24 protein-coding genes are annotated in these 22,367 nt (G+C 68.8%); 21 read left to right on the top strand and 3 right to left on the bottom strand.

The window, feature by feature from the left end:
* Positions 1 to 23 precede the first annotated feature (23 nt).
* Positions 24 to 500 carry an SsrA-binding protein SmpB gene (gene smpB / locus ACQUSX_RS14425; protein ID WP_428907807.1) on the top strand — a complete coding sequence of 159 codons (477 nt, stop codon included), beginning with the start codon at positions 24 to 26 and terminating at the stop codon, positions 498 to 500.
* Here the strand turns inward: smpB and ACQUSX_RS14420 are convergent, their stop codons facing one another.
* Positions 501 to 2,351 carry a S9 family peptidase gene (locus ACQUSX_RS14420; RefSeq protein WP_428907808.1) on the bottom strand — a complete coding sequence of 617 codons (1,851 nt, stop codon included), beginning with the start codon at positions 2,349 to 2,351 and terminating at the stop codon, positions 501 to 503.
* A 144-nt stretch (positions 2,352 to 2,495) separates the two neighbouring features.
* On the opposite strand from ACQUSX_RS14420, the gene ACQUSX_RS14415 reads away from it, so the two are divergent.
* Both ACQUSX_RS14415 and metE read left to right on the top strand, forming a co-directional pair.
* On the top strand, positions 2,496 to 3,437 hold the full coding sequence (locus ACQUSX_RS14415) for a methylenetetrahydrofolate reductase (protein ID WP_428907809.1): 942 nt from the start codon (positions 2,496 to 2,498) through the stop codon (positions 3,435 to 3,437).
* An 8-nt stretch (positions 3,438 to 3,445) separates the two neighbouring features.
* Positions 3,446 to 5,758 (top strand): 5-methyltetrahydropteroyltriglutamate--homocysteine S-methyltransferase, encoded by a 2,313-nt coding sequence (gene metE / locus ACQUSX_RS14410; RefSeq protein ID WP_428907810.1) that lies wholly within the window; start codon positions 3,446 to 3,448, stop codon positions 5,756 to 5,758.
* 92 nt (positions 5,759 to 5,850) lie between these two features.
* Here the strand turns inward: metE and lexA are convergent, their stop codons facing one another.
* On the bottom strand, positions 5,851 to 6,522 hold the full coding sequence (gene lexA / locus ACQUSX_RS14405) for a transcriptional repressor LexA (protein ID WP_428907844.1): 672 nt from the start codon (positions 6,520 to 6,522) through the stop codon (positions 5,851 to 5,853).
* A 351-nt stretch (positions 6,523 to 6,873) separates the two neighbouring features.
* Here lexA and ACQUSX_RS14400 point away from each other — a divergent pair, with 351 nt between their 5' ends.
* The 6 genes from ACQUSX_RS14400 (at position 6,874) to ACQUSX_RS14375 (ending at position 11,363) form a co-directional block, all read left to right on the top strand.
* Positions 6,874 to 7,275: a LysM peptidoglycan-binding domain-containing protein gene (locus tag ACQUSX_RS14400; protein WP_428907811.1), complete on the top strand. Its 402-nt coding sequence runs from the start codon at positions 6,874 to 6,876 to the stop codon at positions 7,273 to 7,275.
* 73 nt (positions 7,276 to 7,348) lie between these two features.
* On the top strand, positions 7,349 to 8,440 hold the full coding sequence (locus ACQUSX_RS14395; protein ID WP_428907812.1) for a histidinol-phosphate transaminase: 1,092 nt from the start codon (positions 7,349 to 7,351) through the stop codon (positions 8,438 to 8,440).
* Between the two features lie 17 nt (positions 8,441 to 8,457).
* Positions 8,458 to 9,072 (top strand): imidazoleglycerol-phosphate dehydratase HisB, encoded by a 615-nt coding sequence (hisB, locus tag ACQUSX_RS14390; protein WP_428907845.1) that lies wholly within the window; start codon positions 8,458 to 8,460, stop codon positions 9,070 to 9,072.
* Positions 9,069 to 9,701, top strand: coding sequence for an imidazole glycerol phosphate synthase subunit HisH (hisH, locus tag ACQUSX_RS14385; protein WP_428907813.1), 633 nt, complete (start codon positions 9,069 to 9,071; stop codon positions 9,699 to 9,701). Before hisB ends, hisH begins: the two co-directional genes overlap by 4 nt.
* Before the next feature lie 125 nt (positions 9,702 to 9,826).
* On the top strand, positions 9,827 to 10,573 hold the full coding sequence (priA, locus tag ACQUSX_RS14380; protein ID WP_428907814.1) for a bifunctional 1-(5-phosphoribosyl)-5-((5-phosphoribosylamino)methylideneamino)imidazole-4-carboxamide isomerase/phosphoribosylanthranilate isomerase PriA: 747 nt from the start codon (positions 9,827 to 9,829) through the stop codon (positions 10,571 to 10,573).
* Positions 10,557 to 11,363 carry an SseB family protein gene (locus ACQUSX_RS14375; protein ID WP_428907815.1) on the top strand — a complete coding sequence of 269 codons (807 nt, stop codon included), beginning with the start codon at positions 10,557 to 10,559 and terminating at the stop codon, positions 11,361 to 11,363. The genes priA and ACQUSX_RS14375 overlap by 17 nt, the downstream gene beginning before the upstream one ends.
* 17 nt (positions 11,364 to 11,380) lie before the next feature.
* On the opposite strand, the gene ACQUSX_RS14370 is transcribed toward ACQUSX_RS14375, so the two are convergent.
* Positions 11,381 to 11,767 (bottom strand): DUF1844 domain-containing protein, encoded by a 387-nt coding sequence (locus ACQUSX_RS14370; RefSeq protein ID WP_428907816.1) that lies wholly within the window; start codon positions 11,765 to 11,767, stop codon positions 11,381 to 11,383.
* 266 nt (positions 11,768 to 12,033) lie between these two features.
* Between ACQUSX_RS14370 and infC the strand changes: the two genes are divergently transcribed.
* From infC to ACQUSX_RS14310, 12 genes are all read left to right on the top strand, one after another.
* Positions 12,034 to 12,645 (top strand): translation initiation factor IF-3, encoded by a 612-nt coding sequence (gene infC, locus ACQUSX_RS14365; protein ID WP_428929985.1) that lies wholly within the window; start codon positions 12,034 to 12,036, stop codon positions 12,643 to 12,645.
* A 73-nt stretch (positions 12,646 to 12,718) separates the two neighbouring features.
* Positions 12,719 to 12,916 carry a 50S ribosomal protein L35 gene (rpmI, locus tag ACQUSX_RS14360; protein ID WP_087133207.1) on the top strand — a complete coding sequence of 66 codons (198 nt, stop codon included), beginning with the start codon at positions 12,719 to 12,721 and terminating at the stop codon, positions 12,914 to 12,916.
* A gap of 32 nt (positions 12,917 to 12,948) precedes the next feature.
* The gene (gene rplT, locus ACQUSX_RS14355; RefSeq protein WP_428907817.1) at positions 12,949 to 13,335 is read left to right on the top strand and encodes a 50S ribosomal protein L20; all 387 of its coding nucleotides are present in this window, start codon (positions 12,949 to 12,951) and stop codon (positions 13,333 to 13,335) included.
* Between the two features lie 89 nt (positions 13,336 to 13,424).
* Complete coding sequence (locus tag ACQUSX_RS14350; RefSeq protein WP_428907818.1) at positions 13,425 to 14,231, top strand: TrmH family RNA methyltransferase; 807 nt, start codon at positions 13,425 to 13,427, stop codon at positions 14,229 to 14,231.
* A gap of 84 nt (positions 14,232 to 14,315) precedes the next feature.
* The gene (locus ACQUSX_RS14345) at positions 14,316 to 15,065 is read left to right on the top strand and encodes an amino acid ABC transporter ATP-binding protein (protein ID WP_428907819.1); all 750 of its coding nucleotides are present in this window, start codon (positions 14,316 to 14,318) and stop codon (positions 15,063 to 15,065) included.
* Between the two features lie 49 nt (positions 15,066 to 15,114).
* The gene (locus ACQUSX_RS14340; protein WP_428907820.1) at positions 15,115 to 16,029 is read left to right on the top strand and encodes a glutamate ABC transporter substrate-binding protein; all 915 of its coding nucleotides are present in this window, start codon (positions 15,115 to 15,117) and stop codon (positions 16,027 to 16,029) included.
* Positions 16,030 to 16,107: 78 nt separating this feature from the next.
* Complete coding sequence (locus ACQUSX_RS14335; protein ID WP_428907821.1) at positions 16,108 to 16,764, top strand: amino acid ABC transporter permease; 657 nt, start codon at positions 16,108 to 16,110, stop codon at positions 16,762 to 16,764.
* The gene (locus tag ACQUSX_RS14330) at positions 16,761 to 17,672 is read left to right on the top strand and encodes an amino acid ABC transporter permease (protein ID WP_428907822.1); all 912 of its coding nucleotides are present in this window, start codon (positions 16,761 to 16,763) and stop codon (positions 17,670 to 17,672) included. Before ACQUSX_RS14335 ends, ACQUSX_RS14330 begins: the two co-directional genes overlap by 4 nt.
* Before the next feature lie 59 nt (positions 17,673 to 17,731).
* The gene (gene pheS, locus ACQUSX_RS14325; protein WP_428907823.1) at positions 17,732 to 18,772 is read left to right on the top strand and encodes a phenylalanine--tRNA ligase subunit alpha; all 1,041 of its coding nucleotides are present in this window, start codon (positions 17,732 to 17,734) and stop codon (positions 18,770 to 18,772) included.
* The gene (gene pheT, locus ACQUSX_RS14320; protein ID WP_428907824.1) at positions 18,772 to 21,300 is read left to right on the top strand and encodes a phenylalanine--tRNA ligase subunit beta; all 2,529 of its coding nucleotides are present in this window, start codon (positions 18,772 to 18,774) and stop codon (positions 21,298 to 21,300) included. Before pheS ends, pheT begins: the two co-directional genes overlap by 1 nt.
* A gap of 40 nt (positions 21,301 to 21,340) precedes the next feature.
* On the top strand, positions 21,341 to 21,925 hold the full coding sequence (locus ACQUSX_RS14315) for a pyridoxine/pyridoxamine 5'-phosphate oxidase (protein WP_428907825.1): 585 nt from the start codon (positions 21,341 to 21,343) through the stop codon (positions 21,923 to 21,925).
* On the top strand, positions 21,922 to 22,350 hold the full coding sequence (locus ACQUSX_RS14310; protein WP_428907826.1) for a cupin domain-containing protein: 429 nt from the start codon (positions 21,922 to 21,924) through the stop codon (positions 22,348 to 22,350). Before ACQUSX_RS14315 ends, ACQUSX_RS14310 begins: the two co-directional genes overlap by 4 nt.
* Positions 22,351 to 22,367 lie beyond the last annotated feature (17 nt).

Raw genomic sequence — 22,367 nt, 5'->3', positions numbered from 1 at the left:
CTGTCCATCGTCAGGAGAAGAACATGCCCAGGGAACGCGGTGAGAAGGTCGTCGCGACCAACCGTCGCGCGCGTCACGACTACAACCTCGAGAAGTCGTATGAAGCCGGACTCGTGCTCACCGGCACCGAGGTGAAGTCGCTGCGCCAGGGGCGCGCCAATCTGAGCGATGGCTACGCGTTCATCAAGGGCGGCGAGGCTTTCCTCGACTCGGTGCACATCCCCGAGTACTCCCAGGGGCACTGGACCAACCACTCCGCGAAGCGCATCCGCAAGCTGCTGCTGCACCGCGACGAGATCCACAAACTCGAGCACGCCGTCTCGGCGGGAGGCTACACGCTCGTCCCGCTGCGGCTGTACTTCTCGGACGGACGCGCCAAGGTCGAGATCGCCCTGGCGAAGGGAAAGCGGGAGTTCGACAAGCGCCAGACGCTTCGCGAGCGACAGGACACCCGCGAGGCCGAGCGCGCCATGCGCACCCGCAACCGCATGGGGGAGTGATCACAGCTTCGGTGTGAATCCGAACACCCGGCCGAGGAAGCGCAGTTCGGTCTCCAGCGAGGAGATGATCGTCTCGGCCGCGCGGAACCCGTGCCCCTCGCCCTCGTACAGCACGTACTCGTGCGGCACGCCGCGCGCGGCCAGCGCATCGCGGATCGCCTCCGACTGCGACGGCGGCACCACGCGATCCTCGCTGCCCTGCTCCAGCAGCACCGGCACGTCGATCCGATCGACGTGCGACAGCGGAGAGCGCTCGATGTACACGGCCTCCGCCTCGGGCAGCGGGCCCACGAGGCCGTCGAGGTAGCGCGCCTCGAAGTCGTGGGTCTCGGCAGCCAGCATCCGAAGATCCGCCACGCCGTAGCGTGAGATCCCCGCGCCGAACGTGCCGCCGCGCACCAGGGCGCTGAGGACCGTCCAGCCGCCGGCGGACCCGCCTCGGATCGCGATGCGGTCAGGGTCCGCGAGCCCGGCGTCCGCCATCCCGCGCGCGGCGGCGATGACGTCGTCCACGTCGACGACGCCCCACGCGCCGTTCAGACGCTCGCGGTAGGCGCGACCGTATCCCGTCGAGCCGCCGTAGTTGACGTCGAGTACGCCGATTCCGCGGCTGGTCCAGTACGCGTAGGCGGTGGATGCCGCACCGGAGACGTGCGCCGTCGGACCGCCGTGCACCATCACGACGTATGGTGGCAGCTCGCCGTCGGCGGGCACGGCATCGGGGTTCGTCGGGCGGTAGTCGAACGCGTGCACGGGGCCGTGCGGCCCGTCGAACGTGACGGCGCGGGCACGGGGGATCCATGCGGCATCCGCCGGCTCGCCACCCGTGACGGTCGTGATGGTGCCGGCGTCGACGTCGACGCACCACAGCCCGGATCCCACCTGCGAGCCCGCGCCGGAGATCAGCACACGCGCACCCTGCGCGTCGTCGATGCTCGCGCCGGCGGTGATCGGCAGGGTCAGCAGCTCGACCTCTCCGTCAGTCCCGATCAGGACGATCTCGTCGACGCCGTTGGTGCGCACGGCGACGATGCGCCCGTCATCCAGCGGCTGGTACCAGCGATTGCCGAGTACCCACAGTCCGCCGCCGGTGTCCGCGTCGGCGGGGGCGATCGGCTCGGTTTCCCCGCCCGGGTTCACGCGTTGAAGGTTCCACCGATCCGTCGGGTCGTCGAGATACAGCAGCGCGTCGTCGGCCACCCACTCCGGCTGCAGAGCGGCACGCGTCGGGATGAGGGTGATCTCGTCGCCGTCCACGGGCGCGATGTGCAGCAGAGCCTGCTCCCACGGCATCCGGATGCCGCTCCACTGCACCCACGCGACGCGCTTCCCGTCGGGGGAGAGCGCGGGATGGGCGACGAACCCGCCGGTCGAGATGACCGTGTGCACGGCCGACTCGCTCTCGGCGCCGGAGCCGTCGACGGGGATCTCCACGATCGCGCGCAGATGCTGCTCTCGACGCAGGTCCTCGCGGACCGCCAGCAGTCTGCCCTGCTGCAGTCGCAGGCCGCCGAACGCCGGACCGGGTGCGGTCAGCGGCTTCGGCTGCTCGCCCCGTGGCATCCGGTACACGCGCTGGTCGGCGCCGCTGACGAAGAACAGCGTGCCGTCGTCGGACGCCGTCCACGATCCGCCGCCGTACTCGTGCACCCTGGAGCGCGCGTTCCACGGCTCGGGGAGGATCTCGTCGCCAGACGAGCTGCGCACCGTGATCCGACCGCCCTGAGACGGGACGGACTCGCCCCACCAGATCTCGTCGCCGACGAAGCGGGCGCCGTCGATGCGCGGCGATGCCTGGGCGATGTGCGCGGCCGCGAACGGCGAGGGCCATGAACCGAACGAGGAGGTCATGCATCGACCCTATCCAGCTGCTCCGGCTCGCACGGTGTCACACGGCGTCACAGAGTATGCGTGGCCGCGCACCGCTGACCTAGCGTTCTGAACACGCACCGCAGCACGCGGATGCACCGACCGGCACGACGCGAGGAGGGCACCATGACACGCACACCGTTCTCCTTCGAGCTGTACCCGCCGCGCACCGCCGCGACCTCGCAGGCGCTGCACGAGACGATCGACCATCTCGCCGCCGCCGGACCCGACTTCCTCTCGGTCACATACGGCGCCGGCGGATCGACCGGAGGGCGCTCGCTCGATGTGTTGCGATACATCCGGGCGCACACCGACGCCGAGCCGCTCGCCCACCTGACCTGCGTCGGGAACACCTACGCGGGGGCCGCGCGGCTGATCCGGGAGTTCCTGGATGCGGGTGTGCTGAGCTTCCTCGCGCTGCGCGGCGATCCCCCCGCCGGCCACGACGACGGCGAGCCGTTCCTCGGCGATCTGGAGAGCTCGGCGCAGCTGGTGCAGCTCATCGACCGGGTGCAGGCCGAGCGCGCGCCGTACGAGGAGTCACCGGTTCCCGGCAACCCCGGCGCGATTCGGGTCGCGCCGCGCCGCAGGGTGAACATCGCGGTGGCGGCCTTCCCGAACGGACACCCGCGCTCGGCGTACAGCAGCCAGCACGTCGACGCGCTGCTGGCAAAGCAGGCGGCAGGCGCCACCCTCGCGATCACGCAGCTGTTCTTCCATCCCGACCACTACCTGGCCTTCGTCGAGCGGGCCAGGCGCGCCGGGGTGACGATACCGATCCTCCCAGGCATCATGCCGATCACCTCGCCGGCCCGCCTCACGCGCGTGCTCGAGCTGACCGGCGAGGAGCTTCCCGGCGAGCTCGCCATCGAGCTCGAGGTGGAGCCGACCGCGGAGGGCCGGCGACAGATCGGCGTCCGATGGGCATCCGATCTCGTCCGCGCCGTCGTCGACGGCGGCGCTCCCGGCGTGCACCTGTACGCCTTCAACCAGCACGAGACCGTGCTGGACGTCCTGCGCTCGTCTGGCGTGATCCCCGAGCACCAGCTCTCCTCCACACAGAACTAAGGAAACTCATGACCGCTTTCCCCGCCGGAACGATCCTCGGCTACCCACGCATCGGCCGCCGCCGCGAGCTGAAGAAGGCCGTCGAGTCCTTCTGGGCCGGTCGCACCGACCAGGCCGAGCTGGAGCGCACCGCCGCCGACCTGCGTGCGGCGACGAGGGCGCGCCTGGCCGAGCTCGGCCTGGGACGCGAGGACTCCGCCATTCCGGAGTCGTTCTCGTTCTACGACCAGGTGCTGGATGCGGCGGTCACGGTCGGTGCGATCCCGACCCGCTTCGAGGACCTGCGGGATGCTGACGGCACGATCGGGCTGCCCGCCTACTTCACCATCGCCCGAGGTGAGGGAGATCGTGCCGCGAGCGAGATGACCAAGTGGTTCGACTCCAACTACCACTACCTGGTGCCCGAGATCGGCCCCGAGACGACCTTCTCGCTGTCGAACGACAGTCTCGTGCAGCAGGTGCTCGAGTCCGTGGCCGGGGGCTACCGCACCCGTCCGGTCATCGTCGGGCCCGTCACGCTGCTGGCGCTGGCGAAGGCGTCGGATGCCGCACCTGAGGGCTTCGACCCGCTGAGCCGACTGGAGGACGTCCTCCCGGTGTACGTCGAGCTGCTCGCGCAGCTGAAGGCAGCCGGCGCCGACTGGCTGCAGCTGGACGAGCCCGCTCTGGTCAGCGAGTCCCTGCCTGCAGACGCAAAGACCCTCGCTGATGCCGCCGCGCGCGCCCTCGCGGTGCTCGGCGCTGCGACCGACCGTCCGTCGCTGTTCGTCGCCGCTCCCTACGCGAGCCTCGGCGACACCCTCGAGGTCCTCGCCGCGGCACCCGTCGAGGCGATCGGCATAGACCTGGTCCGCGGTGCGGTCCCCGCTGCGCTCCCCGCGCTCGACGGCAAGACGCTGGTCGGCGGCGTCGTCGACGGACACAACATCTGGCGCGGCGACCTCGCCGGCGCCTTCGACAAGCTCGACGCGCTGCGCGCGCTCGGTGCATCCTCGGTCAGCGCCTCCACCTCGACCTCGCTGCTGCACGTGCCGCACGATGTGGCGGAGGAGACGCTGCTGGATGACCGACTGGTGTCGTGGCTCGCCTTCGCCGACCAGAAGGTCGACCAGATCGTCACCCTGGCGACCGGCCTGATCGAAGGCCCTGCCGCGATCTCCGCTCAGCTGCAGGCGGCATCGGCCGCCCTCGCCGATCGGCACGACGCCCCCGGCGTCCGCGACGGCGCCGTGCGGGCGCGAGAGCTCGCCGATTCCGATTTCTCGCGCGCCACCTACGAGGAGCGCGAGAGCGCGCAGCAGGCCCTGAACCTGCCGGCGCTCCCGCTGACCACGATCGGATCGTTCCCGCAGACCGGCGACATCCGGCGTGCGCGGGCGCAGTTCGTCCGCGGTGAGCTGCCCGCTGAGGACTACGAGGCGTTCCTGAAGCGCGAGATCGACCAGGTCGTCTCGCTGCAGGAGGATCTCGGACTCGACGTGCTGGTCCACGGCGAGCCGGAGCGCAACGACATGGTGCAGTACTTCGCTGAGAACCTCGACGGCTTCGCCGTCACGCAGCACGGCTGGGTGCAGTCCTACGGCTCGCGCGCCACGCGTCCGTCGATCCTGTGGGGCGATGTCTCCAGGCCGGCGCCGATCACGGTGTCCTGGGCCGGATACGCCCAGTCGCTGAGCGCCAAGCCCGTCAAGGGGATGCTGACCGGTCCGGTCACGATCCTGGCCTGGTCGTTCGTCCGCGACGACCAGCCGCTGGGGGAGACCGCGAACCAGGTCGCCCTGGCGCTGCGCGACGAGATCGCCGACCTGCAGGATGCCGGCATCGGCATCATCCAGGTCGACGAGCCGGCGTTGCGTGAGCTGCTGCCGCTGAAGCAGGCCGACCAGGCCGACTACCTCGACTGGTCGGTGGGCTCGTTCCGTCTGGCCACGGGCGGTGCGGCGGCTGCGACCCAGATCCACACGCACCTCTGCTACTCGGAGTTCGGTGTCGTCATCGACGCGATCCGCGCACTGGACGCGGACGTCACCTCGATCGAGGCTGCGCGCAGTCGCATGGCAGTCGTCGCCGACATCGCGCACCACGGCTTCGACCACGGCATCGGCCCCGGCGTCTACGACATCCACTCGCCCCGCGTGCCGAGCGTCGAAGAGGTCGAGGCGCTGCTGCGCCGCGCGGTCGACGAGCTGCCGCTGCGACAGCTGTGGGTCAACCCGGACTGCGGTCTGAAGACCCGCGGCTACGACGAGACCGTCGCCTCGCTGCGCAACATCGTCGAGGCCACGCGCCGGGTCCGCGAGGACGTGTCGGTCGCGGTCTGACGACCTGAATGCGGCTCCTCCGGAGCCCTGAAACCAGACGCCCCGTCGGGCCTGAGCTCGTCTCAGGTCCGACGGGGCGTCTGATCGTGTGCTCAGACGGCGCGCAGCACCGCCACGACCTTGCCGAGCACGACGGCCTCGTCGCCGAGGATCGGCTCGAAGGCGGAGTTGCGGGGGAGCAGCCAGGTGTGGCCATCGCGGCGGCGGAAGGTCTTCACCGTGGCCTCGCCGTCGATCATGGCCGCGACGATCTCGCCGTTCTCGGCATCGTTCTGGGTGCGCACCACGACCCAGTCGCCGTCGCAGATCGCCGCGTCGATCATCGACTCGCCTGACACCTTCAGCATGAACAGGTCGCCCTTGCCGACGAGCTGACGCGGCAGCGGGAAGATCTCCTCCACCTGCTGGTCTGCGGTGATCGGCACGCCGGCGGCGATCTGGCCGACCAGGGGGACGAGGGCGGCGTCGCCGACGGCCGGCGCGCTGTCGGCGGGATTCTCGGTGCCGGATCCCGGGAGGTCGATGAGCACCTCCATCGCGCGGGTCTTCCCGGGGTCGCGCCGAAGGTAGCCGCTCAGTTCGAGCTGCCCGAGCTGGTGCGTGACGCTGGAGAGCGATTTCAGCCCCACGGCGTCGCCGATCTCGCGCATGCTGGGCGGATAGCCGTAGCGGGCGATCGAGGTCTGGATCACCTCGAGGATGGCCATCTGCTTGGCGCTCAGGCTCTTGCGCCGACGGGTGCGCGGAGCGTCAGGCTCGCGCATCTCGGATGCGGCGGCTTCGGATGCGGGGACGGAGTTGTCGCTCATCGGTGCTCCTTCGTGCCTTCCTGCCGGTGCGGGATCCACGTCATCGCGGGCATCCGGTTCGAATGTCGGTGGCCCATGGTGGGCTGTCTCTGTCGAAACCGTATCCGAGTTGGCGTGGAAAACGGAAGATCTGTTCGAGCGTGTCGAGCATTTCTCGGACGGGGTTTCGAATAATTCTTGACAGATGTTCGATATCGAAGATAGATTCGGAACGTAGCTTCGCATCCGGCATCCCCGGCCGGATGCCGGATGCGAAAGCTGCACCACTTCCGCCGGGGACCGGCGGTGAGAGCAGAGGAGCACAACATGAGCACCGTCAGCATCCAGGCGCCGATTACCCGGCCCGCTCGCATGACCGTTCAGGCCGCTGCAGCCTCGCCGCTTTCGGCGCCGTCGACGCGGCTGCGGCTGACCGTGCGCGGCCGCCGCGTGCTGGCGACGCTCGCAGCTCTTCCCCTCGCCGTCGGCATCGCGGCCTCGGCTCTCGCCGGCGGCGCCGCCCTCGCATCCGGCGATCAGGCCGCCGCGGCCGCGTTCGACTCGGTGACGGTGCTTCCCGGTGACACGCTGTGGTCGATCGCAGCCGAGGCCGCACCCGGCACGGATCCCCGTGTGGTCATCGAGGACATCAAGCGGTTGAACAATCTGACCTCGGGTGCGATCCAGGTCGGCGCCGCGATCTCCATCCCCACCGAATACTCCCGCTGACTCACCACGTGGCGTTCGGCGCAGCGGCTCGTCGGCCGTCATCCGGCGACCCCTGATGCCCGGGCGCTCTACGATGGGAAGGGTGATCTCCCTCGACGAGCTGCCCCTCCGCGATGACCTTCGCGGGCTCACTCCGTACGGCGCGCCGCAGGCCCCGCTGCCGGTCGCTTTGAACGTGAACGAGAACACCCATCCGCTGCCCGATGAGGTGGCCAGCGACATCGTCGACGACATCGCGCTTGCCCTGCGCGATGTCAACCGGTACCCCGACCGCGAGTTCACCACGCTTCGGGAGGGATTCGCGGACTACCTCGGGCACGGTCTCACCCCCGACCAGATCTGGGCGGGCAACGGCTCCAACGAGGTGCTGCAGCAGATCATGCAGGCCTTCGCCGGTCCTGGTCGCACCGTGTTCGGCTTCGCTCCGACCTACTCGATGTACCCGTTGATCGCGCAGGGCACCGGCGCGCGCTGGGTCGCCGGCACGCGCGAGGACGACTACTCCGTCACGCCCGAGAACGCGGCGGCGCAGGTCGCGGCGGCAGACCCGGACGTGGTGCTGCTGTGCGCGCCCAACAACCCGACCGGCACACCGCTGGGCCTCGACGTGATCGAAGCGGTCTACGAGGCGACCCGAGGAATCGTCGTCGTAGACGAGGCGTACTTCGAGTTCGCCCCGCACGACGCGCTCTCCGCTCTGACTCTGCTGCACTCGCGTCCGCGCCTTGCCGTCTCGCGCACCATGAGCAAGGCGTTCGCCTTCGCCGGAGCGCGGGTCGGGTACCTCGCCGCGGACCCGGTGTTCATCGATGCACTGCGTCTGGTGCGCCTGCCGTACCACCTCAGCGCGCTCACGCAAGCGGCCGCGATCGCGGCATTGCGCAACTCCGAGACGATGCTGCGGATGGTCGACGAGATCGTCGAGCAGCGTGATCGGATATCCGCGACGCTGGAGGCGCTCGGCTACACACCGCACGAATCGTGGTCGAACTTCGTGCTGTTCGGGGGCGTCAAGGACCCGAAGGCGCTGTGGCAGGCGCTGTACGACCGCGGTGTGCTGATCCGCGACGTCGGCATCCCCGGCCACCTTCGCGTGTCGGCGGGCACCGAAGTCGAGACCACCGCATTCCTGGAAGCACTCGCGTCGATAGGATCACCCTCATGAGCGACCTCGGCCCCGACATGGGCACCGCACCGCAGCACCGCACGGCGAAACGCACCCGCAGCACCTCCGAGTCCACCGTCGAGGTCGAGATCGACCTCGACGGCACGGGCCGCAGCGACATCGACACCTCGGTGCCGTTCTTCGACCACATGCTGACGGCCTTCGCGAAGCACTCGCTCACCGACCTCACCGTCCGGGCGAACGGCGACACCCACATCGACGCTCACCACACCGTCGAGGACATCTCGATCGTGCTCGGCCAGGCGATCAGGGACGCGCTCGGCGACAAGGCCGGCATCTCCCGGTACGGTGACGCTCTCGTGCCGCTGGACGAGGCGCTGGCACAAGCGGTGGTCGACGTCTCCGGGCGCCCGTTCCTCGTGCACGACGGCGAGCCGGCCGGTTTCGAGTTCCACCTCATCGGCGGGCACTTCACCGGCTCGCTCGTCCGCCACGTGTTCGAGGCCATCACCCTGAACGCGGGGCTGACCGTGCACGTGCGCGTGCTCGGCGGCCGTGATCCCCACCACATCGCCGAGGCGGAGTTCAAGGCGTTCGCCAGGGCCTTCCGCCAGGCGAAGTCCATCGATCCCCTCGTGGACGGCGTTCCCTCTACGAAGGGTGCTCTGTGAGCGGGCCCCGCGTCGCCGTCTTCGACTACGAATCCGGCAACGTCCACTCGGCGGTCAAGGCGCTGGCGGCCGCCGGCGCCGACGTCGAACTGACCCGCGACCGCGATCGCGCCCTCGAGGCCGACGGACTGCTCGTTCCGGGCGTCGGCGCGTTCGCCGCCGTGCGCGACGCACTGCTCGCCCACGGCGGTGACGAGATCATCGATCGTCGCCTGGCAGGTGGCCGCCCAGTGCTCGGCATCTGCGTCGGCATGCAGGTCATGTTCGAGCACGGCGTGGAGCGCGGGCAGGACACCGAAGGTCTGGGGGAGTGGCCGGGAGTCGTCACCGAGCTGGATGCCCCGGTGCTGCCGCACATGGGCTGGAACACCGTCGAGCCGGGCGAGGGATCGGTGCTGTTCCGCGGCATCGAGCAGGAGCGCTTCTATTTCGTGCACTCTTTCGCGGCCAAGACCTGGGAACTCGACGTCATCCCGCCCTTCCCGCGGCCCGCCGTCACCTGGGCCACCCACGGCGAGCGGTTCATCGCCGCCGTCGAGAACGGTCCCCTTTCGGCGACGCAGTTCCACCCCGAGAAGTCCGGCGATGCCGGCACCCGACTCCTGCGCAACTGGGTGGAGTCCCTCTGACATCGCAACAGGGTTTGAGGACTGCGCCACCGCGGGCTACTCTCAACTCTCGTGCCCGCTGGGACACCCATCGCCCCTTCACCGCCATCACCTTTCGCCAGCCCCTGCCCCTTGACAAGGACGACATGAACGATTTCGCACAGTCACCCGCTCTGATCCTGCTGCCTGCCGTGGACGTCGCGGGCGGAAAGGCGGTGCGCCTGACCCAGGGCGAGGCCGGCACTGAGACGAACTACGGCGATCCCGTCGACGCGGCGGGCGAGTTCGTCGACGCCGGCGCCCAGTGGATCCACCTCGTCGACCTGGACGCGGCCTTCGGCCGCGGCAGCAACGCGCCCATCCTGCGCAAGGTCATCAAGCAGTACCGCGGTGTGAACGTCGAGCTCTCCGGCGGCATCCGCGACGACGCCAGCCTCGAGGCGGCGCTCGAATCCGGTGCTGCGCGCATCAACCTCGGCACCGCCGCGCTCGAGAACCCCGAGTGGGCCGCCGACGTGATCAGCCGCTATGGCGAGGCCGTGGCCGTCGGCCTCGACGTGCGTGGCACCACGCTCGCCGCACGGGGCTGGACGAAGGAGGGTGGCGACATCTGGGAGGTGCTGGAGCGGCTCGAAGAGGCCGGCTGCAGCCGCTACGTCGTCACGGACGTCACCAAGGACGGCACGCTGCGCGGCCCGAACCTCGACCTCCTGCGGGAGATCACCTCGCGCACGCCGAAGCCCGTGATCGCCTCGGGCGGCGTCTCCAACCTGGATGACATCGCCGCGCTTCGCGAACTCGTGCCGCTCGGCGTGGAGGGCGCGATCGTCGGCAAGGCGCTCTACGCCGGACAGTTCACGCTGGCCGAGGCGCTGGATGTCGCGGGGGACTGACGACATCGACGAGCGCGGCGGGACATCTCACGGGAACACCGCGGACTCCGCCGGAGTGCCGTGGGAGGGACGCAGCTTCGAATCCAACCCGCACGCCGCAGACGACGGCTCGGCTGATCCGGCACTGCTTGCAGCCCTGCTGCGCTTCCGCGCTGGCGAGGGCACCCAGAGCGAGGTCGTCGACGCATTCCGCAGCGCCCGCGTGCTGGTTCCGCTGGTCGCAGAGAAGGGCGATGAAGGCATCGGGCCCACAGGCCTGGCGGTCGACAAGACCCAGGAGCTGTCCATCGTGACGGTCGCGGCTCCCGACGGACGTCGCGTGCAGCCGGTGTTCTCGTCGGTCGACACGATGCGACGATGGGATGCCACGGCGCGGCCGATCCCCGTCGAGGCGATCCGCGTCGCCCTGTCGGCATCCAGCGAGCAGACCGATCTCATCGTGCTCGATCCGGCATCCGACACCGAGTTCGTGCTGCGCCGTCCCGCCGTCTGGGCGATCGCGCAGGCTCAGCCGTGGGATCCGAGCTTCCTCTCGCCGGAGGTCTTCGCCGCCCTGCAGCAGAGCGTCGCGCACGAGATGGCCGTGATCGACGTGTCGGTCGCCGCCGGCGATCCGGATGCCCGGATGCACGGCCCCGAGCTGATCGTCACACTGGAGCTGGTGGATGGGCTCGAGCGCGACACGCTCGATGCGGTCCTCGCCCGCCTCGCTCAGCGCTGGGCGGCAGATGACCGCATGGCCGTGCTGGTCGACTCGCTGACGGTGAAGCTGACCCGCTCCAACGACTGAGCGGCTTCGTCAGTGGCTCAGTTGACCGGACCCGTCCACTTCTCGCCGGGGCCCTTGCCGATGGCATCCGGGATCGGGGATGCTTCTCGGAACGCGAGCTGAAGCGAGCGCAGACCATCGCGCAGGGGACCTGCGTGCGCGCTGCTGATCTCCGGAGCCCCCGCCGTGATGAGTCCGGCGAGGGCGTTGATGAGCTTGCGGGCCTCATCGAGGTCGAGCTGGCTCTCAGGCGCGTCCGCCAGACCGAGCTTGACGGCCGCCGCGCTCATCAGGTGCACGGCGGTCGTGGTGATCACCTCGACCGCCGGAACATCGGCGATGTCGCGGCTGGCCGCGTTCGCCGCCTCCTCCTGCTGGGCCCAGGTCTCGGGGCGGTGGTCGTGGGGCTCGGCGGGAATCGTCACTTCGGGTTGCTTTCTGGTAGACTTCTGCGGGCTCCGGAGCGTCATGCTCCGGTACGAAAAGAGGATTGATTTCCCACCCGCGCTTGCCGTTCCAGGCTACCGGGTCTTGTGCTCCGCCGGTCTCGCACCGGCAGGCCGGCATGCATGTCGGCGAACAGGGCACAGAGCCGGCTTCTGAGATGCCGGTGGGTGGGGAGAACTCCGATTTCGCTCGAGATGCCGACAGCATCCCGATGGCCGAAACCCCCACGTAGAAGGAGCTCCGCATCAGCGATCCCCGTACCAATGAGCGCATCCGCGTCCCCGAGGTCCGCCTCGTCGGCCCCGCGGGTGAGCAGATCGGCGTTGTCCGCATCGAGGCAGCGCTGCGTCTGGCCCAGGAGGCCGATCTCGATCTCGTCGAGGTGGCCCCCAACTCCAAGCCGCCCGTGGTCAAGATCATGGATTACGGCAAGTTCAAGTACGAGGCCGCGCAGAAGGCGAAGGAAGCACGCCGCAATCAGGCGAACACCATCCTCAAGGAGGTCCGCTTCCGCCTGAAGATCGAGGCTCACGACTACACGACCAAGCTCAAGCGCGCCGAGGGCTTCCTGAAGTCCGGTGACAAGGTCAAGGCCATGATCCTGTTCCGCGGTCGCGAGCAGTCGCGTCCCGAGCAGGGCGTTCGTCTGCTGCGCAAGTTCGCCGAGGATGTCGCCGAGTTCGGCGTCGTCGAGTCGAACCCGACGATCGACGGTCGCAACATGGTCATGGTCGTCGCGCCGGTCAAGAACAAGTCCGAGGCCAAGGCCGAGCAGAACGCCGTCCGCGCGGCGAGCAAGCAGGCCGCCCGCGACGCCAAGTCCGGCTCGAACGCAGCCGACGAGTCCGCGGAGTAATCCGCCCACAGTCTCCCGCTTCCGAGCGGGTACCCACCGTCGCCCGCCAGGGCGCCACACGAAGGAAGAGAAGATGCCGAAGCAGAAGACCCACTCGGGTGCGAAGAAGCGCTTCAAGATCACTGGCAGCGGAAAGCTGAAGAAGCAGCAGGCCGGTATGCGCCACAACCTCGAGCACAAGTCGAGCCGTCGCACCCGTCGCCTGAACCAGGACCAGGTCCTCTCGAAGGCCGACACCAAGGTCGCGAACAAGCTTCTCGGTCGCGGCTGAGCGCCCGAGCGTACGGATAGGAATACACGAAAATGGCAAGAGTCAAGCGCGCAGTCAACGCGCACAAGAAGCGTCGCGTCATCCTTGAGCGCGCCTCGGGTTACCGTGGCCAGCGCTCGCGTCTGTACCGCAAGGCGAAGGAGCAGGTCACCCACTCGCTCGTCTACGCGTACCGCGACCGTCGCAAGCGCAAGGGCGACTTCCGTCGTCTGTGGATCCAGCGCATCAACGCCGCTGCCCGCCAGAACGGCATCACGTACAACCGCTTCATGCAGGGACTCGGCCTCGCCGGCGTCCAGGTCGACCGCCGCATGCTCGCAGAGCTCGCGGTGACCGACGCCGGGGCGTTCGCGTCGCTCGTCGATACCGCGAAGAACGCTCTGCCCTCGGACGTCAACGCTCCGAAGTCGGCAGCCTGATCCTCTGATCGCACAACGGGCGTCTCCCTCCGGGGAGGCGCCCGTTTCGCGTTCAGGGCGACGGCAGGCCGCGCCGATAGACTGGACGTGTGCTGGAGAATCCTCGCTCGCCCCGCGTCCGTGCCGTCGCCAAGCTGTCCAAGCGCAGCGCTCGAGTCGAGACCGGACTGTTCCTGCTCGAGGGGCCCCAGGCGGTCAGGGAAGCGCTTCGCTACCTCCCCGAGGCCATCGTCGACCTGTTCGCGACGCCGACCAGCTGGGAGAAGCACGCAGACATCCGCGAGTTCGCCGCCGCCGCGCAGGTCGACGTCGAGTACGTCACCGAGGATGTCCTCGCCTCGATGGCCGACACCGTCACCCCGCAGGGGCTCGTGGCCGTCGCACGGCAGACGCCGACGTCGGTGAAGGACATCTTCGCGGCATCCCCGAGGCTCATCGCGATCTGCGAAGAGGTGCGCGACCCCGGCAATCTCGGCACGATCATCCGCGCCGCGGATGCATCGGGAGCGGATGCCATCGTGCTGACCGGTCGCACGGTCGACCCCTACAACCCCAAGGTGGTGCGCTCGACCACCGGGTCGCTGTTCCACCTGCCCATCTCGGTGGGCGGCGATCTGAACGACGTGATCACCAGGGCGCACACCGCGGGTCTGCAGGTGCTCGCCGCCGACGTGAAGGGCGACGACCTGCTGGCCGCCCGCGCCGCGGGCGTTCTCGACCGCCCCACGGCGTGGCTGTTCGGCAACGAGGCGCGCGGTCTCGAGTCGGATGCCCTCGCTCAGGCCGACCAGGCGCTGAAGCTCCCGATCTTCGGGCGCGCCGAGTCGCTGAACCTCGCCACGGCGGCCAGCGTCTGCCTGTACGAGAGTGCCTTCTCGCAGCGAGCGAGCGACTGATTAGCCACGCGGCATCGGTCACGAATCGGTAAATCCCTTGGCGCGTTCACGTGCCGCGGGCCTGCCGCCCCTAAAGTTGTCGACATGGCAGAGAGCACAGACGCCCTCGTGGTGGTCGAGAACGTCCAGAAGCACTACGGCGAATTCCAGGCCCTGAAGGACATCGACCTCACAGTGAAGAAGGGCGAGGTCGTGGTCGTCATCGGGCCCTCCGGCTCCGGCAAGTCCACGCTCTGCCGCACGATCAACCGCCTCGAGACCATCACCAGCGGTGAGATCCGCATCGACGGCAAGGTGCTCCCCGCAGAGGGCAAGGAGCTCGCGCACCTGCGCGCCGACGTCGGCATGGTGTTCCAGTCGTTCAACCTGTTCGCCCACCTGACGATCCTCGAGAACGTCACTCTCGGGCCGATCAAGGTCCGCGGGCTCAAGAAGGCGGATGCCGAGAAGGAGGCGATGGCGCTGCTCGAGCGCGTCGGCGTCGGCCAGCAGGCATCCAAGCTGCCGGCACAGCTCTCCGGCGGGCAGCAGCAGCGCGTCGCCATCGCGCGCGCTCTTGCCATGCGGCCGAAGGTCATGCTCTTCGACGAGCCGACCAGCGCGCTCGACCCCGAGATGATCAACGAGGTGCTCGACGTCATGGTCGGCCTCGCGAAGGAGGGCATGACGATGATCGTCGTGACCCACGAGATGGGCTTCGCCCGCAAGGCCGCCAACCGCGTGGTCTTCATGGCTGACGGACAGATCGTCGAAGAGGCGTCGCCCGAGGAGTTCTTCACGAACCCGAAGAGCAACCGCGCCAAGGACTTCCTCTCGAAGCTCCTCACCCACTGACCGTCCTTCCACTGACCCTTTGCCAACTCCCAACCACTAGGAGACCGAAATGCGACGTACACGCACTCTTGCAGGCCTCGGCATCGCGACCGTGGCGCTGTTCGCACTGACTGCCTGCAACAGCGGCAGCCCTTCCAACCCCGGCGGGGACGGCGGTGACGCCGGCGGCGGCGACGCGCTGTTCGAGGTGGCGACCGACGTCACCCTCGAGGGGAGCCCCACCTTCGACGCCATGTCGGAGCGCGGTGGTCCGATCATCGGCGTCAAGGAGGACCAGCCCAACCTCGGCTACCTCGACGTCACCACCGGTGAGCGCAGCGGCTTCGACATCGAGATCGCACGCTGGATCGCAGCCTCGCTCGGCTTCGAGGAGAGCGACATCACCTACGAGCCGATCGCCTCCGCCAACCGCGAGCAGGCGCTCGTCAACGGCGACATCGACTACTACGTCGGCACCTACTCGATCACCGACTCCCGCAAGGAGCAGATCGACTTCGCCGGTCCGTACTTCGTCACCGGTCAGGGCTTCCTCGTCGGCGCAGACAGCGAGATGACCGAGGTCAGCGACGTCTCCGACTTCAACGGCATGACCGTCTGCTCGGCGACCGGCTCCACGCCGATCCAGAACATCAAGGACAACTACCCCGAGATCAAGACGCAGGAGTACGACATCTACTCCCAGTGCGTCGAGGACCTGCTCAGCGGAAAGGTCGACGCGGTCACCACCGACGCGGCGATCCTGATCGGCTACGCCGCGCAGAACCCCGACGAGCTGAAGGTTCTCGACGGTCTGTTCACCGAGGAGCGCTACGGCGTCGGCATCCCGAAGGGCGACACCGCGCTGCTCGAGCACATCAACACGCTGTTCACCGACGGTGGCGACACCTGGCAGGCGATCTTCGACGCGACGCTCGGCCAGTCCGGCATCGAGGTCGACCAGCCGGCCGTCGACCCGGTCGGATGATCTGAACCGGTGGGGACCCGCAGATGCGGGTCCCCACCGTCCCGGTCACGACGACCACGGCATACAGAAGGAGGGCGTGTGGACGCCATCTACGGCAACCTTGACCTCTGGGGCGAGGGCATCACGTACACCCTGCTGGTGTTCTTCGGCGGCGGGATCATCGCGCTGGTGCTCGGCACCATCGTCGGCGCGATGCGGGTATCGCCCGTCCCGGTCGCGCGCGCAGTGGGCACGCTCTACGTCACGCTGGTGCGCAACACCCCGCTGACGCTCGTCTTCTTCTTCTTCGTGTTCGGTTACAGCGCGCTCGCGCTGCCGACGCTCTCCAACACGATGCTGGGCATCCTCGCGATCGGCATCTACACCGCGACCTACGTCGCCGAGACCCTTCGCGCGGGAATCAACACGGTGCCCGTCGGGCAGGCCGAGGCGGCCCGAGCCATCGGGCTCCCCTTCGGTCAGGTGATGACCCTCGTGGTCCTGCCGCAGGCGTTCCGATCGGTCGTGCCGCCCATGATGAGCGTGTTCATCGCCCTGCTGAAGAACACCACAGTCGCTGCCGGCTTCTCGATCGCCGTGCTTCCGCAGCTGCAGTCGACGATCTCCAACTCGCACACCCGTACGGGCAGCCCGATGGAGGTTCTGCTCTGGGTGGCCCTCATCTTCGTCGCACTGGTCATGCTGCTCACCTGGCTGCAGCGAACGCTCGAGAACCGATGGAGGATCGCCCGATGACTTCCGTCCTCTTCGACGTGCCGGGGCCGCGCGCCCGACGTCGCAACACGATCCTCGCCGTGGTGACCATCGCAGTGGTCATCGCCATAGTGGCCTTCCTCGTGTGGCGACTGACGCTCACGAACCAGTTCAGCGCCGCGAAGTGGAGCGTCTTCACCTACAGCGCGGTCTGGGCCTCGATCGGCGAGATGCTGCTGAACACGCTGCGTGCGTTCGCGCTGGCCGCTGTCCTCAGCCTGGCCCTCGGATTCATCCTCGCCATCGGACGCCTTTCCGATCACAAGTGGGTGCGGGTGCCCGTCACCGTGATCACCGAGCTGTTCCGCGCGATCCCCGTGCTGGTCCTGATGATGATCCTCTACTACGGTCTGCCCACCCTCGGAGTGAAGGTGGATCCGTACTGGGCGGTCGTCCTGGCGCTGATGGCGTACAACGGCTCGGTGCTGGCAGAGGCGCTGCGCGCCGGAATCGAATCGCTGCCCCGAGGTCAGAGCGAGGCCGGCTACGCGATCGGTCTGCGCAAGAGCGGCGTGATGATGCTGATCCTGCTGCCGCAGGCCGTGCGCGCGATGCTGCCGGTGATCGTCGCGCAGCTGGTCGTCGTCATGAAGGACACGGCGCTCGGGTTCATCATCACCTATCAGGAGCTGCTGTACTACGCGAAGCTCCTGAGCTCGCAGCCGGGGCGTCCGATCCTGCAGTCGGCGCTCGTCATCGGCGGCATCTACATCGTGATGTGTCTGATCCTGTCGGGCATCGCCAAGTGGCTCGAGATCCGCACCCGACGATCGCCGAAGGACGCGGTGCTGCTCGCCGAGGCCGAGGCGCTGATGCACGAGGGCACCAACACCGAGCTCATCGCTGCCCAGAAGGGCGCGGGCAAGTTCGACAGCACCAGCACAGGCTGACTGCAGAGGTCTCCGGCACGTGAATTGTGGCGCGAGCCGCGCCGGTAGACTCATGTCTCGTGTCTGAGTCTCCCGAAATCACCCCCGAAGCGGTCGAGGCCGCCGTCGGCGCCGCTCTCGCGGCCATCGACGCCGCTGCCGACAGCGCACAACTGAAGCAGGCCCGTAGCGAGCACGTCGCAGACGGATCCCCGCTGGCCGTGCTGAACGCCTCGATGCGACAGGTCGCGCCCGAGCACAAGGCCTCGTTCGGCAAGCTGATCGGGCAGGGCCGAGGGCGCGTCGCACAGGCGCTGGCCGCGAAGGAGACCGAGATCGCGGCGGCCGAGACCGCCGCGCGTCTGGAGGCCGAGCGGGTCGACATCACCGCGCTCGCCTCGCGTTCGCGTGTCGGCGCCCGGCATCCGCTCGCGCTCATGCAGGAGCAGATCTCCGACATCTTCGTCGGGATGGGATGGGAGATCGCGGAGGGACCCGAGCTCGAGCACGAGTGGTTCAACTTCGACGCACTGAACTTCGACGTCGACCACCCCGCCCGGCAGGAGCAGGACACCTTCTACGTCGACCCGACCTCGCGTCATCTCGTGATGCGCACGCACACCAGCCCGGTGCAGGTGCGCTCCATGCTCGAGCGCGACGTGCCGATCTACGTGCTGTGCCCCGGGCGGGTCTACCGCACCGACGAGTTCGACGCCACGCACCTGCCCGTCTTCACCCAGTTCGAGGGACTGGTCGTCGACAAGGGCATCACGATGGCGCACCTCAAGGGCACGCTCGATCACGTCGCCCGCCAGATGTTCGGACCCGAGGCGAAGACCCGGTTCCGCACAAACTACTTCCCGTTCACCGAGCCGAGCGCCGAACTCGACCTGTGGCACCCCACCTTCAAGGGCGGCGCACGATGGATCGAGTGGGGCGGCTGCGGCATGGTCAACCCCAACGTGCTGCGAGCGGCGGGGATCGACCCCGAGGTGTACAGCGGGTTCGCCTTCGGAATGGGCGTCGAGCGCGCCCTGATGTTCCGCAGCGATGTGAAGGACATGCGCGATATGGCCGAGGGCGATGTGCGCTTCAGCGAGCAGTTCGGGATGGTGGTGTGATGCGCATTCCGCTTTCCTGGCTGCGTGAGTACGTCGATGTGGCAGCGGACGCCGCGCCGGAGGACGTCCTGGCGTCGTTCCTCTCGGTCGGCTTCGAAGAAGAGGACGTGCACCGCATCGAGATCAGCGGTCCTGTCGTCGTCGGCCGCGTGCTCGAGATCGTTCCGGAGCCGCAGAAGAACGGCAAGACCATCAACTGGTGCCAGGTCGATGTCGGAGAGGCGAACGGCGGCATCCGCGGCATCGTCTGCGGCGCGCACAACTTCGCCGTAGACGACAAGGTCGTCGTGACGCTGCCCGGCGCCGTGCTGCCCGGCCCGTTCCCGATCGCCGCGCGCAAGACCTACGGTCACGTCTCCGACGGCATGATCGCCTCGGCCCGCGAGCTGGGCCTCGGCGACGAGCACGACGGCATCATCGTGCTCTCGACTCTGGGTCTCGACCCCGAGGTCGGGGCGGATGCCATCGAGCTGCTTCACCTGAATGACGCGGCGGTCGAGATCAACGTCACGCCGGACCGCGGGTACGCCTTCTCGCTTCGAGGCGTCGCCCGTGAGTACGCGCACGCCACCGGCGCGACGTTCCGCGACCCCGCCGACCGTGACTTCGCTGAGCTGCAGCCGGGGTCCGGCTTCGCGATCAGCGTCGATGACCGGAACCCGATCCGCGGTGCAGCCGGCGCGACTGAGTTCGTCGCCCGCGTCGTGCGCGGGGTCGACCCATCACGTCCGACGCCGCCGTGGATGGTCGCGCGCCTGGCTCTCGCCGGCATGCGCTCACTCGGCATCCTGATCGACATCACCAACTACGTCATGCTCGAGCTCGGCAACCCGGTCCACGGCTACGACCTCGACAAGCTCACCGGCGGCATCGTCGTGCGCCGCGCGGCCGAGGGCGAGCGGATGACGACGCTCGACGGACAGGACCGCGCGCTGCACGTCGAGGATCTGCTCATCACCGACGGTTCGGGCCCGATCGGCCTCGCCGGCGTCATGGGCGGCGGCACCACCGAGATGAGCGAGACCACTCGCAACGTGCTCATCGAGGCTGCGACCTTCGACCCTGTGACGATCGCGCGGACCGCGCGTCGGCACAAGCTGCCCAGCGAGGCGTCCAAGCGCTTCGAGCGGGGCGTGGATCCGCTGATCCCGTTCGTCGCGGCCCGCCGTGTCGCCGACCTGATGGTCGAGCTCGCCGGCGGCAGCCTGACCGACGAGGGCGGCGCGCTGTATGCCGAGGTCGAGATCGCCGGCATCGACCTGCCCCGCGGATTCACCGAGGGCGTCATCGGCGTCGATTACACCGATGAGGAGATCGTCGGCGCGCTTGAGATGATCGGCGCCGAGGTCACGGTCGCCGAAACCGGCGCGGAGACGGATTCGGACGGCGGATGGTTCATCATCCCTCCGAGCTGGCGCCCCGACCTCACCGACAAGTGGACACTCGTCGAAGAGATCGCGCGCATCCACGGTCTCGACCGCATCCCCTCCGTGCTGCCGACCCCGCCGTCCGGACGCGGGTACACCGCGCTGCAGCAGGGCCGCAAACGCGTCGCGGATGCCCTCGCGGCGGCAGGCCTGGTCGAGACGCCGTCGTTCCCGTTCACGAACGAGGAGCAGAACGACCTGCACGGCTCCGCATCCGGAGAGCACATGCCCAGCATCCGCCTGGTCAACCCGCTGGACGGACAGGCGCCGTTCCTGCGTCGCTCGCTGCTGCCGGGTCTGGTGCAGACCGCGCACCGCAACATCTCGCGCGGACTTGTCGACCTCGGCATCTTCGAGACCGGAACGGTCTTCACTCCCGAGGCCGGTGTCGCCTATGGCACCGACTTCATCCCGCCGCTGGGCGAGCGCCCGGATGACGAGACGCTGGCAGCGCTTAACGCGGCGATCCCGCCGCAGCCGCGCCATGTCGCAGCGCTTCTGGCCGGCAACATCACTCCGCGCCAGCCCGGTCGATCTGCCGAGCACGTCGACCTCGCAGACGCTCTCGACGCCGTGAAGGTGATCGGCGTCGCCGCCGGCGTCGACATCGACGTCGCGCAGACGCAGCGCGCAGCGCTGCACCCGGGTCGCGCAGGTGTGCTCAGCGTGCACGGCGAGCAGATCGGGTACGTCGGAGAGCTGCACCCGCAGATCTCGGCGGATGCCGACCTGCCCGGTCGCGTCGTCGTGCTCGAGCTCGACCTCGACCGCCTGCTGACGCTGGCGGGGGAGCGCGTCGTCGCCGAATCGCTGTCGACCTTCCCCGCGGCCACGCAGGACGTCTCGCTCGTCGTAGACCTCGGGGTTCCGGCATCCGAGGTGCGCGCGGCGCTGATCGAGGGCGCTGGAGCGCTGCTCGAATCCGCGCGCCTGGTGGACGACTACCGCGGCGAGGGCCTCGGCGAGGGCCAGAAGAGCCTCAGTTATGCGCTCCGCTTCCGGGCATCCGATCGCACCCTCACCGCCGCCGAGGCCACCGAGGCGAAGCTCGCCGGCGTCGCGCTTGCGACCGAGCGGTTCGGCGCCAGCATCCGCGACTGATTCTGCGACGTCATGAGAGCGGGCCGCTAGGCTCGCTCTCATGACGGACGCCGCGTGGCTGAGATCCCTTCCCAGTCTCACCGGTGATGCGCCCGCCCTCGATCTGCGTGCCCTGCCCGCCGGCCCGGCGGCGCTGTTCGGCGAGTGGCTGTCGGATGCCGTCGAGCGCGGCGTCCCCGAGCCGCACGCCATGACGCTTGCGACGGTCGATGCCGACGGCATGCCGGATGCCCGCACGCTGATTCTCAAGGAGGCTGGGGAGCGCGGCTGGGCGTTCGCGGGCCACCGCGACTCCGCGAAGGGACGCCAGCTGGAGCAGAACCCCGTGGCGGCGCTGAGCTTCTGGTGGCAGCCGCTGCTGCGCGCCGTGCGCGTGCGAGGACGCGTCGTACCGGCATCCGAAGCCGAGAGCGCCGCCGATCTCGCCGCGCGCTCGGCCTCGGCGCGTGCCGGCATCACGCCGGGGGAGTGGATGCTGTGGCGCGTCGTCCCCGAGCGCGTCGAGTTCTGGCAGGGCCGGATCGATAGGAACCACGTGCGGATCGTGTACGTTCCCGGTGAGCACGGCTGGAATCGACACGTGCTGCGTGCGGAGGCCGCGGCCGACGAGGAGGAGAGCAGATGAGCGACTACCAGGTGACGCGGATCGGCGCCCCGGAGCGGTGGCGCGAGTTTCACGGCGGGTTCGACGAGGCGCGCTCGCGCGACGGCAGACGGGTCGTCGACCACGAACTGACGATGCAGTACATCGGCATGACGGCGAATGCCCTGGTGCCCGGTGAAGAGGCCGGCTACTGGCATGTGCACGAGAAGATCGAAGAGCTGTACGTCTTCCTCGCCGGGGCCGGCCAGATGGGGCTGGACGACGATGTCGTCGACGTCGAGGCCGGTACCGTCGTGCGTGTCGGACCGGGGGTCTGGCGCACGTGGCGTGCGCTCCCGGACAGTGCAGGGGAGCTGCGCTGGCTGTGCATCCGCGCGGGCGGCGAGCAGCTGCCGCATATGCCCGACGACGGACGGCGCGGCCCCGACCGACCGATGCCGTGGTGAGCGCCGGCGCCCATCCG

The sequence above is a fragment of the Microbacterium alcoholitolerans genome (assembly GCF_050408615.1).
Classification (GTDB): domain Bacteria; phylum Actinomycetota; class Actinomycetes; order Actinomycetales; family Microbacteriaceae; genus Microbacterium.
This window is presented reverse-complemented; position numbering and strand designations above follow the sequence as displayed.